This is a genomic window from Wolbachia endosymbiont (group A) of Conops quadrifasciatus, assembly GCF_964027015.1.
GTDB lineage: Bacteria > Pseudomonadota > Alphaproteobacteria > Rickettsiales > Anaplasmataceae > Wolbachia.
Genome location: NZ_OZ034722.1, coordinates 652343 through 666016 on the forward strand (window position 1 = coordinate 652343; position 13674 = coordinate 666016).

At 34.2% G+C, this 13674-nt stretch carries 13 protein-coding genes and 2 pseudogenes; 13 read left to right on the forward strand and 2 right to left on the reverse strand.

Annotated elements, in window-relative coordinates; genetic code table 11:
- Positions 1-15 precede the first annotated feature (15 nt).
- Together AAGD69_RS03455 and tsaB are read left to right on the forward strand one after the other, a co-directional pair.
- Positions 16-1146, forward strand: a complete 1131-nt coding sequence (locus tag AAGD69_RS03455) for a cation:dicarboxylate symporter family transporter (RefSeq protein WP_341812606.1) — start codon at positions 16-18, stop codon at positions 1144-1146.
- The gene (gene tsaB, locus AAGD69_RS03460) at positions 1146-1748 is read left to right on the forward strand and encodes a tRNA (adenosine(37)-N6)-threonylcarbamoyltransferase complex dimerization subunit type 1 TsaB (protein WP_341812607.1); all 603 of its coding nucleotides are present in this window, start codon (positions 1146-1148) and stop codon (positions 1746-1748) included. Before AAGD69_RS03455 ends, tsaB begins: the two co-directional genes overlap by 1 nt.
- Here tsaB and AAGD69_RS03465 read toward each other — a convergent pair.
- Positions 1743-2366 (reverse strand): AAA family ATPase, encoded by a 624-nt coding sequence (locus AAGD69_RS03465; RefSeq protein ID WP_341812608.1) that lies wholly within the window; start codon positions 2364-2366, stop codon positions 1743-1745. The two genes, tsaB and AAGD69_RS03465, sit on opposite strands and share 6 nt — an antisense overlap.
- Positions 2367-2649: 283 nt before the next feature.
- On the opposite strand from AAGD69_RS03465, the gene AAGD69_RS03470 reads away from it, so the two are divergent.
- From AAGD69_RS03470 to AAGD69_RS03485, 5 genes are all read left to right on the forward strand, one after another.
- On the forward strand, positions 2650-3357 hold the full coding sequence (locus AAGD69_RS03470; protein WP_341812609.1) for a class II aldolase/adducin family protein: 708 nt from the start codon (positions 2650-2652) through the stop codon (positions 3355-3357).
- A 600-nt stretch (positions 3358-3957) separates the two neighbouring features.
- Positions 3958-4149 (forward strand): transposase, encoded by a 192-nt coding sequence (locus tag AAGD69_RS03475; protein WP_341812292.1) that lies wholly within the window; start codon positions 3958-3960, stop codon positions 4147-4149.
- On the forward strand, positions 4133-4414 hold the full coding sequence (locus tag AAGD69_RS03480) for a DDE-type integrase/transposase/recombinase (RefSeq protein WP_264328804.1): 282 nt from the start codon (positions 4133-4135) through the stop codon (positions 4412-4414). The genes AAGD69_RS03475 and AAGD69_RS03480 overlap by 17 nt, the downstream gene beginning before the upstream one ends.
- Positions 4411-4539 carry an IS3 family transposase gene (locus AAGD69_RS06980; protein WP_353270857.1) on the forward strand — a complete coding sequence of 43 codons (129 nt, stop codon included), beginning with the start codon at positions 4411-4413 and terminating at the stop codon, positions 4537-4539. The genes AAGD69_RS03480 and AAGD69_RS06980 overlap by 4 nt, the downstream gene beginning before the upstream one ends.
- Before the next feature lie 74 nt (positions 4540-4613).
- Positions 4614-5792 carry a ribonuclease D gene (locus AAGD69_RS03485; protein WP_341812610.1) on the forward strand — a complete coding sequence of 393 codons (1179 nt, stop codon included), beginning with the start codon at positions 4614-4616 and terminating at the stop codon, positions 5790-5792.
- Positions 5793-5956: 164 nt separating this feature from the next.
- On the opposite strand, the gene coaE is transcribed toward AAGD69_RS03485, so the two are convergent.
- Positions 5957-6544 (reverse strand): dephospho-CoA kinase, encoded by a 588-nt coding sequence (gene coaE, locus AAGD69_RS03490; RefSeq protein ID WP_341812611.1) that lies wholly within the window; start codon positions 6542-6544, stop codon positions 5957-5959.
- Positions 6545-6710: 166 nt separating this feature from the next.
- Between coaE and AAGD69_RS03495 the strand changes: the two genes are divergently transcribed.
- From AAGD69_RS03495 to AAGD69_RS03520, 6 genes and pseudogenes are all read left to right on the forward strand, one after another.
- Positions 6711-8114, forward strand: a complete 1404-nt coding sequence (locus AAGD69_RS03495; protein ID WP_341812612.1) for an NAD(P)H-dependent flavin oxidoreductase — start codon at positions 6711-6713, stop codon at positions 8112-8114.
- 167 nt (positions 8115-8281) lie between these two features.
- A pseudogene (locus tag AAGD69_RS03500) lies at positions 8282-8855 on the forward strand (Rpn family recombination-promoting nuclease/putative transposase); the annotation flags it as partial.
- Positions 8856-8935: 80 nt separating this feature from the next.
- Positions 8936-9770: pseudogene (locus tag AAGD69_RS03505) on the forward strand (transposase family protein).
- Between the two features lie 43 nt (positions 9771-9813).
- Positions 9814-10830: a hypothetical protein gene (locus AAGD69_RS03510; protein ID WP_341812613.1), complete on the forward strand. Its 1017-nt coding sequence runs from the start codon at positions 9814-9816 to the stop codon at positions 10828-10830.
- 122 nt (positions 10831-10952) lie between these two features.
- Positions 10953-12278 (forward strand): dihydroorotase, encoded by a 1326-nt coding sequence (locus AAGD69_RS03515; RefSeq protein WP_341812640.1) that lies wholly within the window; start codon positions 10953-10955, stop codon positions 12276-12278.
- Positions 12279-12486: 208 nt separating this feature from the next.
- On the forward strand, positions 12487-13671 hold the full coding sequence (locus AAGD69_RS03520; protein ID WP_341812614.1) for a dicarboxylate/amino acid:cation symporter: 1185 nt from the start codon (positions 12487-12489) through the stop codon (positions 13669-13671).
- The last annotated feature ends 3 nt before the right edge of the window (positions 13672-13674 follow it).

Here is a 13674-nt window from a genome sequence, read left to right on the forward strand (position 1 = left end):
TTGGTATATAAGAACGTGCTACAACTATTAATCTTACTCACGGTCATCACTTCAGTTGCATTCTTTGGTCATTTAGTTCCAATGGAAGCAAAAACCTTCTTGTACTCAACGAGCCTGAGTATAAAAGAGGTTTTGCTATTTATAATGCCTTTTATTATTTTTGCGTTAATCTTTAGCAGTGTTAACAATCTTAAGCAGTCAGCTATAAAGTTTATATTGTTACTTATTATAATGATCTTCTTATCGAATCTGGCTTCAAGTTTAATAGCTTATTCTGTTGGGCATTTTATCATACAAAACACTTATTCAACACAAGATATAACGTATGAAGAAACAATTGTTCCTTTATGGTCGTTTAGGCTTCCGCTACTCCTTTATAACTTTCATGCTCTTGCTTATGGATTTGTGTCCAGCATAGTAGTGTCTATACTGCTACCTAAGAAAAGCAAAGAGCTTTCGAACAAAATGTTAGATTTAACTCTCTTTATTTTGAAGACGTTTTTGACGCCGATTATTCCAATATTTGTACTTGGGCTTGCTTTAAAAATGCAGCATGATCAAGTTTTATCTATAATATTTAAGGATTACTCAATAATTTTCATTATTATAGCATCTGCAACCTACCTTTATGTTTTTCTCTTATATGGAGCAGCAAATTCATTCAAGATCACAAGCTGGATAGCTAGTATAAGCAATATGATACCGGCATTTATTACTGCGATGAGCACAATGTCTAGTAATGCAACTATGCCGCTTACTCTTGAAGGAAGCAAAAAAAATGTAAAGCAACCTGATATAGCATCGTCTGTTATACCAATAACTGCTAGCTTCCATTTAGTAGGTGATTGCTTTTTTGTTATAATATTATCAATGGTAATTACTTCTGGTTATTTATTGTCCACAACGGAATATGTAACTTTTCTTCTCTATTTTTTGTTATTTAAGTTTGCTATCGTTGCAGTGCCGGCAGGAGGAATTATGGTAATGCTACCTATTCTTGAGAAATACCTCAAATTTTCTCCAGAAATGCTTTCGTTAATCACAGCCTTGTATATAGTGTTTGATCCAATAATCACTTCAGCAAATGTTATGGGTAATGGTGCCTTTACTATGATGTTTACAAAACTCTATGATAAGCTTAAGTAATGTCTATTTTAGCGATTGATACTGTAGGTACTGGTACTTCAATAGCAATAGTTGATTATGATGGTAATTGTTTTGTAGAGCGCAATTCCGCTAGCAACAATCATGTAGAATCATTTTTTCAAATTCTGAATACTTTGTTTGATAAGCACAATTATAATTATGATAAAATAGATCATTTAGCGGTAGTAGTTGGACCAGGAAGTTTCACTGGAATTAGAGTTGGTATATCAGCAGTACAAGGTATAAATCTTGCTACAAATAAGCCATTATACGGAGTTAATGCGCTGGAAGTTCAAGCTTACACAATATCTTTGCTTTGTACGAATAGCAAAAAAAATATCAGAGCTATAATCAAAAATGCTCAAGGGTTTTATACGCAGTTATTTGATTTCAATTTATTGCCGCTATCTGGTCCAACTGCAGCACGTGACCCTGGATCCAAGTGTCACGCTACAAGCAGTGACTGCATTACACATATGGATTGCAATTTAAATGCTAGCCATGCAGGACTATTGGTTCATTATAGACTGAAGAACAAGCAAAAATTAAATGAAGTTGAGGCTCTATATTTAAATGAGCCTCAGTATATGAAATCATTATAGACTATTCTTTCGCGTACATACAATTTGGCTAAGCCTGTGCATCTGGTTTACTATCTCTTGAGCTACTTCTTTTATACTCATATCTGAATTTTCTATCTCTATGGCACTCGGTGGTATAAATAAATTGTTAATCCTAAATTGTTCTATCATGCTATTTACATTAGTCACCTTCCTATTTTTTCTTTGCCTTTTTAATGCAATACGCTTTTGTAATGTCGGTAGATCACACCTAAGTACCACAGGAAGGATTTCTGTGTTCATTTTTTTACTAAGCCTTACTATTGAATCATACATCCTCATGTCATGGTCATTATTTTCCATCAACTCATCAATAAATATGTAATTTTTTGAGTGAATCGGATAATTTTCTATTACCTGAAGCATAATTTGCATAATGCCATATATTCTATCTTGAACTTCTTTAGGTATTTGATCACGTTCAAAGACACCATTGTATATAGAGCAAACTTGAACATTGTTATAGAACTTACTATTTACAATTAATGCGCCTATCATATTGGACAATTCTATTGCTGTGGAAAGTTTACCACTTCCTGAAAGACCAGAGAGATATATGAAAAATCCTGCTGGCTGTTTTTTTGTGTTAATATTTACCATATTATTTTCAATCTTGAAACTTACATTTATAATAACATAAAAATAAAGCTTTAAAACATATGAAATATTATATAGAAAATTATTTTTATAGTTAAGATATTATGTAATTTAGAAACATAAATTTTGTATATAAACTCTATAATAACGATAACTATTTTTAAGCAAGCTATAACACAAAAGTGTTTGGTATTCAGAAAGCAAGATAGAGTGGCATAGACTTATTAGTTTACTACAAGCCTTTTTTCGTGTATAAATCTTCAGAAGATTCTAACAGAGGATTGTTTTGTTAACAAAGAGCAGAGTAAAAAGGGATCTAGTTTATGCCTATCAGATTTTGTCTTACCTTAAACTGGATGATCATACATATACTCACCTCTTGGTATGTTCTGAAGATCAAAAGTTGTTTTATATTTACCCATTTGGTATACGCTTTGACGAAGTGAATGAAAATTCATTGATGAGAGTATCACTAGATGGAAATGTGATTGAGGGTACAGAATATCAATATAATAAAACTAGCTATATAATTCATGGTTTTGTTTATCAAGCAAGGAAAGACATTCAAGCAATTTTTCACCTGCATACACCTTCTATTATAGCAGTTTCTTCTCTAAAAGATGGACTACTTCCAATAAGTCAATGGGCACTGCACTTTTACAATAAAATCTCTTACCATAATTATAATTCCCTAGCACTTAGCAATACAGAAGGAAAGAGGTTAATAGCTGATCTGAAAGAAAATTTTGTCATGTTAATGCGCAATCATGGATCTATAACGTGTGGTCGGACTATACAAGAAGCAATGTTTTACACGTATCATTTAGAACGAGCGTGCAAAACTCAATGTTTAACGTTAGCAATGAATAGGGAGTTATCAATTCCAAGTGAAGAAATTTGCTCAAAAGCTGTAAAGGATCTCCTATCTTTTGAAAGCAATCTTGGTGAGAGGGATTGGCACGCATGGGTTAGACTAATTAAAAGTAAGTTGTAAGAGGCTTTCGCACTACTATCTGTCATCCAAGTAGGGAGTCATACGCGTCAAGTTAAGAGGTTATGAGCAAATTTAGAGAGGTTAAAGTGGATACTCTGACCTTACCCAGAAAAAGTAGAGAGAAAGTTAAGACGTTTTTGGAGTAAAATAAAACGTTTTTTCAAAATATGGCAAATAGAAGGGAATATACAGCAGGATTCAAATTAGAAGCTGTTAAGCTGGTTAAAGAAACAGAAGTACAAAAATAGCAAAAGATCTAGGCATAGATGGCAGTATGTTAAGTAAATGGGTAAGAAAATATGATGGAAAAATGTCAGAAGCATACGCATTTCCAGACAAAGGCTCCTTATGACAAAGAAAGATTTGATCTAAAAAAAGAACTAGCAAGAGTAACAAGAGAAAGAGACATTTAAAAAAAAGCCCTGACCAAACAAAAAGAGTAAAGTATTCTTTTATATAGAAATTGCTATAAAATACAGGAACTATGTAGGGTTTTAGACATATCTGCTGGTGGTTATTATAAATGGGTTGCTAAGGGAAAAAGCAGTAAGGAATTAGCAAGAGATGGGCTTCTAGCAGATATTCAAAAAAAGCATCCAAATGCAGATCCCTAAAATTCACGCTGAATTAAAAGCTTTAGGCAAAAATTATAACATCAAAACAGTACAAAGTGTTATGCAAGAAAATGGCATTAAAGCCAAACTTAGACGAAGGTTCAAAAATAAAAAACAGCAAATAAGCAACCGAGTTGTAGCTCCGAACACAAGGAAGGTTGTTGGCAGCAATAATTGACCTATATTCACGTATGGTAGTTGGCTGGTCAATGAGTAGCTCAATAAATAAACAATTGGTTATTGACTCTTTATTGATGGCCGTTAATAAGCGCAAACCCGATAAAAATCTGCTGTTACATAGCGATCAAGGGTCACAGTATACCTCTCAAAATTACCAATTTCTATTGAATACAAAAAACATCATTTCCAGCATGAGCCATAAGGGATGTTGTTACGATAACTCTGTTGCAGAAAAGTTCACTCAAAAGGGAGCTGCTTATTGATACTTCTCGCTCAACAAACCAGAACTGCCATATTTGAATACATAGAAATCTTTTATAACAAACAACGTAGGCATTCTACTATTAATTATTGCATTCCTGCACAATTTGATGCATCATTCTCATGACAAAAACGTCTTAACTTTCTCTCTACTTTTTCTGGGTAAGGTCAGATAAAGTAGAACCACCAAGTGAAAAATATATGCTAATTAGTACAACATCAGAGCTGGAAGATACGTGTGAAGAATTAATAGCAAAAAAGCCGAAATTTATAGCAGTTGACACGGAGTTCATTAGAAATAATTTAACCTACTACCCAAAATTATCGTTAATTCAAATTTCTTACGGAGAGAAAAGTTTTATTGTAGACGCATTAGTGCCAGAAATTGATTTATCATTCATTAAGAAAATAATGCTAAATCAGGGGATAACCAAAGTGTTTCATAGCTGCCGGCAGGATATAGAATCCTTACTCACTGTGTTTAAATGTATTCCCACTCCCATTTTTGATACCCAAGTTGCCGCTATGTTTTGTCATTATTATCATGACTTTATTGGTTACTCAAAAGTAGTAGAGCAATATCAAGGAGTAGTGCTGGATAAAATTAAAGCTAAAAATTCAGATTGGTTAAGGCGTCCGTTGTCCGAGGATCAGTTAGACTATGCAATAAACGACGTGGTACACCTATATGACTTATACCAAATATTGTGCAATAAACTTGAAGAAAATAATAGGATGTGTTGGTTTCAAGAAGAGATGGAATCAATAGTTAATATAAATAAGTATTTACATAGTCCAAAAGATGCATGGAAGAGAATTAAATTTAATTATGAAGCAAATCCAAGATTGGTATTAACTGTTAAAGCAGTTAGTGAATGGCAAGAGACCTTAGCACAGCGCTATAATATGAATCGTAATAAAGTAATTAATAATGCTGTAATAGCTGGTTTTATTGAAAAAAATGTAGAGCATGTTGATGAGATTTTAGATGATCTCAAGAGGAATGCAAAAAATATAAAAGATGCAGATTTACTAGAGTTTGTGAATATTTTTAATGAAAATGAAAAAAATTGGATGCAGCAAAACAACATCTTACCGAATAATTATGATAAATCTGTATTCGATATACTCTCAATTATTTTAGATAGTAAATGTAAAGAAAGTAACATATCAAGGAAATTAGTTTCTTCAAAAGATGAGTTAACCTGGTCAATATCTGGGCAGATAGATAAACTATTCAAGGGGTGGAGATACGATTTTTTTGGCAGGTCAGTTGAATCATTTTTGAACACAAGCTCAAAATTTGAGATTTCAGCAGTGAAATCCGCAAATAATACAACTAAAATTCGGAGTAATTTTGTGGAGAATAACTGTTGCTAAAGTAACTTAGATTTATCGACAATCGTCATTCCGCTGCTTGTTAGCGGGATCTAGAGATACCGCGGCGGTATGGCGGTTCGCGGCAGTATGAAGATAACCTCGTCATCCCGCTGCTTGTTAGCGGCCAAGAGATACTGCGGCGGTATGACGTAGGGCTGCATTAGCTACGTGTTTAGGTTTAATGAATCCACTATATCTTTTACTTGAGAAAAAACATACTCTTTGCTTACACTGGTGTCGATAATAAAGTCACTCATCTTCCTTTTCTCCTCAATAGATAACTGAACATTGAAGATTAAATTTAGCTTTTCTTTATCTATGTTGCGTTCGTTAAGTCTTTGAGCTTGCACAACGCTATCTGCATAGATAAAAATAATAAGGTCACAGTATGAATGAAATTTTGTTTCTAATAGAAGTGGCACATCTAAAACTAGAAGCTTTCTATCGATCTTTTTTTCCTTGGCAATAAAAAATTCTAATTCACGCAGCACAGCAGAGTGAACCAAAGATTGAAATTGTTTCCAATTTTCATCGTAGGCTAAGAAATATTTAGACAGTACTGTTCTACCTATTTCACCATTTACTACTACTCCAGGAAAATTTTTTTCTGCATAACTTATTATGCTTTTATCCACTTTATAAAGTTGGTGTACAACAGAATCAGCATCAAACACAGCAGGACCAAACTCTTGAAAGCAATTAGCTACAAAGCTCTTTCCTACCCCAATTCCGCCTGTTAGACCTATGATCATATAGCAAAATACATTAGACTTCTTTCGAAACTATATTACAGTAGCTGCTGTGTCTACTCAAAACCCAAATTTGGCTATGCAGAGGCTCTGATGATATAAGAAAAAATAAACAGCTATTATTTTTTTAGTAATTAAGTAAAATAGAGTGAAAGATTGCGAGGAAGTTTTGAAAAATAAGATAAAAAAGATAGTAATTTCAGGAAAGGAAGTGTGGCCAATCATTGAGGGCGGCAAAGGCATCGCAATCAGTGATGGAAGGTCAAGTGGAGCATTTGCTGCAGCAGATGCTGTAGGTACGTTTTCTGGTGCAAATGCTAAGCTTATTGATGATAATGGTGAGTTAGTGCCGCTGATTTACAAAGGCAAAACAAGAAATGAAAAACACAGTGAATTGATTGAGTATAGTATTAAAGCGGGAATCAGTCAGGCAAAAATAGCGAATGAAATATCAAAAGGTCATGGAAGAATACATATGAATGTGCTTTGGGAGATGGGAGCAGCAGAACGCGTCCTTCATGGCATATTAGAAAAAGCAAAAGGCTTAGTTCATGGTATTACCTGCGGTGCTGGTATGCCTTATAGGCTTGGAGAAATTGCAGCTAAATATCAGGTTTATTATTACCCTATTGTCTCATCGGTGCGTGCTTTTAAAGCATTATGGAAGCGTACTTACCAAAGAATATCTTCCTATTTGCTTGGTGGAGTAGTGTATGAAGATCCATGGCTTGCTGGAGGGCACAATGGACTCAGTAACAGTGAAGACCCAGAGCTACCACAGGCTCCATTTGAAAGAGTTGCAGAGCTTAGATCTTTCATGAACGAGATCGGTCTTTCAGAAACACCAATTGTTATGGCAGGAGGAGTGTGGCATTTGAAAGATTGGGAACATTGGTTTGACAATCTGCAAATTGGACCAATAGCTTTTCAGTTTGGCACTCGTCCACTTTTGACGAAAGAAAGCCCAATTTCTGCAGAGTGGAAAAAGAAGCTACTCACTTTAGAAGAAGGTGATGTATTTTTAAATAAATTCAGTCCAACAGGGTTTTACTCATCTGCAGTAAAAAATAACTTCATACGTGAGTTGCAGAAACGGAATTCACGTCAAATAAAGTTTTCAGAAAATGCCAGCGAAGAATTTAGTAGTGAATTTGCAATGGGTAGCAGAGGTAGGAAGATCTACCTTACTTCAAAAGACAAAGAGCTGGCAAATATATGGACTAAAGCAGGGTATACAGAAGCAATGAAAACTCCAGATACAACTGTTATTTTTGTGACGCCAGGCAAATTTGCAGAGGTAAGACAAGATCAAATCAATTGTATGGGATGCTTAAGTCATTGTTTGTTTAGCAATTGGAAGGATCACGGCGACCATTCAACAGGACGAAAGCCAGATCCACGGAGTTTTTGTATACAAAAAACACTGCAAAACATTATACATGACGGCGATATTGAAAATGAACTCATGTTTTCCGGGCACAATGTGTACAAATTTAAGCAAGATCCGTTTTATGAGAATGGCTACGTACCGACAGTAAAAGAGCTGGTGGAAAGGATATTAACTGGGTATTGAGTCAGCAGTGGCCTGAAAAGTCCATTTTTCACTTTATAAAATGTTTATATTTTACTACCTACTTTATTCGAATAAGTTCTTCTGCCACACTTGAACGAATATTAAAAAAGATTGAATATTTGTATGGAATAGTGTATAATTATTAATGTTTTTTAGGCATTTTTGTTATGGCTTTTTCTAAATTTCTCGATCCAAAATTGGACCTAACCTTTAAAAAAACATTTGGCAATGAAAAAAATAAGGATATTCTTATTCATTTTTTGAACGATATTTTAGGTTGTACTGAAGTTAATGTTATACAAGAAATAGAGTTTATCAACACTGCTCTGAATCCTGAATTTGCCTCTGAGAGACAAAGTATAGTTGATGTTCTCTGTCAAGATTCTGTTGGGAACAGATTTATGGTCGGAAATGCAGCTCGCTCGCGACAAGGGCTTTGAAAAACGCTCACAAGCATATGCTGGTAAAGTTTACTCAAGACAGTCTAGCAGATACACTGATTTAAAGAAGGTCTTCTTTATTGCGATTTCAAATTGTATTTTGTTTCCTAAGAAATCCAATTATATATCTAGCCATACTATAAGAGATGAGGAAACTAATGAGCGTGACTTACAAGGTTTCCAGTTTGTGTTCATTGAACTACCAAAATTTAAAAAAGACAAAGCAGAACAATTGACAAACATAGTGGAGCGCTGGTGTTTTTTCCTCAAGCATGCAGAAGAAACCACTGAAAAAGATCTATAGACCTGCTGCAAAAGGTGATTGAAAAAATAATGTGAGAGAAGTAGAAGAAGAATAAGCAGATTGAGTAAGGTAAAAAAATGAGCTTTAGTTACTATAACATGAAGAAACACCCAAGAAACTTTCGTAGTATAACAGGTTTAACTATAGAGGAGTTCGAAAAGGTAGTGGAAAAAGTGAGGTCTGGGTGGGAAAGAGTTGAAAAACAGAAAAAGTGCCATGGTAGAAGATCACAACTACCAACTCTAGAAGATAAGTTATTTTGCGTAATTTTGTACTATCGCACTTACATAACACATAGATTTTTAGGGTGCCTGTTCAATGTGCACAACGCAAATGTATGTAGGTTACTGAAGAAAATAGAGCCATTACTTGCCAAAAAAGTTACTATAACAAAAGATAGAAGTATGACACCAGAAAAAATACTGAAGATTCTGGCTGATGTTACAGAACAGCAAATACAGAGACCAGAAGATAGTAAAAAACGGAAGAAATCATATTCAGGAAAAAAAAAGAACCAACACTATGAAAACTGAGATTGTTATCGAAGAAGGTGGAAGAATTTTATCAGTGTCAAATTCATATCGTGGTAGAATTAATGATTTTCGCATAAGGAAACAAGAAAAATATTTACCAATCGATAGCATAAAATATGCCGATTCTGGATATCAAGGTTGGCAAAAATTGCAAAGCAATGTTATAATTCCATATAAAAAGTATCGTAAAAAGCCATTAACTCCAGAGCAGAAAGAGCATAATAGAAGATTAGCATCATTTAGAATGAGAGTAGAAAATAAGATCCGTGAGATAAAGATATTTAAGATTATGTCTCATGTTTACCGCAATTTTCAGAAAAAATACAACCTGAGGTTCAATATTATTGCTGGTATTGTGAATCTTAAGCACGCCTTTTAGTTAACCTTGATTTTAGTCACCCTCCTTTCCTTCTTTTTATTGCTTGATTCTCAGCAGGTCTATTGCAAAGAGTGATCAAGGTAATGCTTTTACCGAAACTGAACATCTGATATTAAATGAAAAGCAAGATAATAAAAAGAGAGAAAAAGCGATTAGAAAAACTGTTGGCATTTTGAGAAAAATCAATCCAGAAAAAGCCTTTAATGAACTTTCAGTAATAAAAAAACAAGCTGAAGATTTTTTACAAACCGATTTTTATAAAGCTCAGAGTAAACCACTTCAAGGATTTGCTCCATCTGGTGGACAGCTCTTTGCGGAAGTTCTAAAATATATAGAAACACTAGAAAAATTAGCTGAAGTTAAAAAGGAAGAGCTAGTTAAAGATTTCTTGTTAAATCATGTTAGTTCATTGAATAAAAAGTATCCTAAATCACAAGGTAAAAGGGAAGATGCTATAACAATACTATCAAGTGATGAGTTGAAGAATTTTTACAATAAAGGTGTAGAAGAAGGAATATTACAACCAATGGTATCTTACAAAGAATGCAGAAACTTGTATGACAAAATGAACCAAATGAAGAATGAATCCAAAAGTATAATTAAAAGAGAAGGACGGGAAGAAAATTTGAAGAAAATAGATAAGTCGATAGTCAGTGCAATTAATGACATAAAAAAACATAGAGAAGCAATCCTTAACTGTAAAGACTTTCAAAGTTCTTACATAAAAGAGAAAAAAGAACATCCATTTAGAGGCAACGCATGTCAAAAAATGATTGATATATATCAAGAGAGAATTGCTGGATATCAGGAGAAAATTTGTCAAAACTTAAGCCAAATAAAAGCGATATTAAAAAGTGCGTCGCAAGAAATTGATGATGTGGAAGAATTAGAGGAAATAATCGATGGTATGCATGAAGCGAAGCAGTGTGATGAAAATTTTGACTCAGCTTTGATTTGTTTATCGAACATACAGAATGAGCTAGATATTCAACTGGAAAATCCTTCAACAGAGCTAAGAGTTTTTCATATTAACGTTAAAACTGAAGTAACTCGGTTATAAGAGCCAAATTTTTGGGACAATTTTAATTCAAGACAGCTCTCGCAACTTTAGTCTGAGTTTTTATTTGGTTGTGTTTTGTTAAAAAAACTTTAGATTTATTTTATAATCGATACTCAAATATAATGACTCAAACTTGGAATTTGTTGCAAACAGGGCAAAAGGAAGGCTATAAAATTGCGTATACTAATGCTCGTATTATCGACCCGGAAACTAAACTTGATATAAAAGGTTCATTATTGACTGAAGGGGATAAAATTATTGACTTTGGTGAATCATTATTTTCAACAAGTGGGGTCGATGAAACAATAGACTGTAAAGGGCTTGTTCTAATGCCAGGCCTTATTGACATTCACGTACATTTTCGTGAACCAGGCCAAGAACATAAAGAAACTATATATACAGGCAGCAAATCTGCAGCTACGGGAGGCGTTACAACTGTAGTTTGTCAGCCGAACACTGTTCCAGCAATTGATAGCGTTGTTTTGGCTAAATATTTGAAATATAGAGCACTTGAAACTTCACATGTAAACGTTGAATTTTACGCTAAAATCACCACTTCGGAAGAAAAGTTGACTGAAATGGCACTTTTAAAGGAAGCAGGTGCGGTTGGGTTCACTGATGATGGCATGCCAGTTATGAACCCAATGATTATGAGACAGGCGCTGCTTTATTCAAGTATGCTGGGTGTTCCTATTGCTCAACATGCAGAAGATTTAAATTTATCAGCAGGTGGTGCAATCAACGAAGGTAAAATTTCTGAAGAATTGGGAGTAAAGGGAATCTTGAGTGCATCAGAATCGGTTATAGTAAGTCGCGATATACTGCTCATGAAAGATATGGAAAATGTGCACTACCATATTTTACATGTCTCTTCAAAAGATTCACTTGATGCTATTAAACGTGCAAAAGATTTGGGATTAAATGTTACGTGCGAAGTAACCCCTCATCACTTCACTTTGACTGAAAATATAGTAAAACAACATGGAGCAATTGCAAAAATGAACCCGCCGCTTCGCACTGAAGAAGATCGTTTAGCTATGGTTGAAGGTTTAAAGACAGGTGTGATTGATTGCATTGCAACCGATCACGCTCCGCATGATCATAATTCTAAAGATCTTCCACTTGAAAATGCTGCATTTGGTATTGTTGGCCTTGAAACAATGCTGCCCCTTTCACTTGAACTTTACCACAGTGGGCAAATGGGTCTACTTAATGTGCTTGCAAAATTGACATATAAGCCTGCAGATATAATACACGTATCACGTGGTCGTATACAAAAAAACCTTGCTGCAGACTTAATTTTAGTTGACCTCAATCATGAATGGGAAATTAAAACTGACAACTTTGCTAGTAAATCAAAGAATTCCCCTTTCGATGGGCGCAAAGTAAAAGGGCACGTGGTACGTACTGTTGTGTCTGGCAAAACTATATACTCACAGAAAAGTTAGTTATCATACCTTATCTATTCCAATTTGTTATCACCAGAATGGGCTAAGTGCACCTGAATTTAAAGTACATCGCATGACATATTTTTAACACTTAATTAATAATGAAATATTACTTATCTTTCCCTAATCTGTAAAGTTATTTTGTCTATCAATCTGATTCCAAAACAGCAAAATTGTTGTATAATGTTACTTTGAAGTTTTATTTTCAATGGACAAGTTTGCAATACTCTTTTCTATACTGTTTGCAATAGTTGCTTACTATTTAAACAGTGAGATTATATTTGAAATAGCAAAGCTGTTTAGTGACATATTTATTAGTTTGTTGAAATCAATAAGTTTACCTTTAGTTTTTCTATCAATAGTTTCCACAATTTCAGGACTTAAAGACTCAATCGAAATTAAAACCTTAGTTAAGAAAACACTATTTTATACGCTGCTTACAACTATTATAGCTGCGTTTGTTGCATTATCGTTTTACCTGCTAATAGACCCAGTGAAAAAAAATTTCATATGTAACACGATAGGAAGTTTGGATAATAACAATTATAGTTACTTTTCATACTTAAAATCACTCATTCCTTCGAATTTTGTGCAAGTTTTTCTTGAAAATAACGTTATTGGTAGCATATTGATCGCTTTTTTGATGGGTGGAGCTATTGTTTCACTTTCAAAAGAAAAGCAGGACATATTACATCAAATATTCTCTGCACTTTTCGATACGTTACTTAAAATTGCTCAGGGGTTACTAAAGCTTGTTCCACTTGCTGTGTGGTCTTTTATTACATGTTTTTTGCACGAATTAAAAGGTGGTAGCGAGTTCTACAGTCTTTTATGGTATTTTGTTTGCATAATGTCTGCAAATTTTGTGCAGGCATTTCTGGTTTTACCGCTACTTATGTGGTATAAAGGCATATCACCAATTCAAACGCTGAAAGGGGTTATACCGGCACTCACACTTGCGTTTTTTTCTAAATCATCCAGTGCAACATTGCCAACAACTATAGACTGTGTGCAAAATAAGCTAAAGGTGCCAAAGAAATTGTCGTCCTTTATTTTACCAATATGCACAACAATTAATATGAATGCATGTGCTGCATTTATACTAATCACTGTAATGTTTGTTGCAGAGATGAATGGATGCGCATTTTCCTTAAGCGAAATGTTTATATGGATTTTTTTAGCAACTAGTGCAGCAATTGGTAACGCTGGAGTGCCGATGGGGTGCTATTTTATGGCAACCAGTTATCTCATGTCGATGAATGTTCCTCTGCATATTATGGGACTGATTTTGCCTATTTATACAATCATCGATATGTTTGAAACTGCAATAAACGTGTGGTCTGATATTTGTATCACTCAGATAATTAATAAAGAATGTAATAGTGAAACTTAAAAA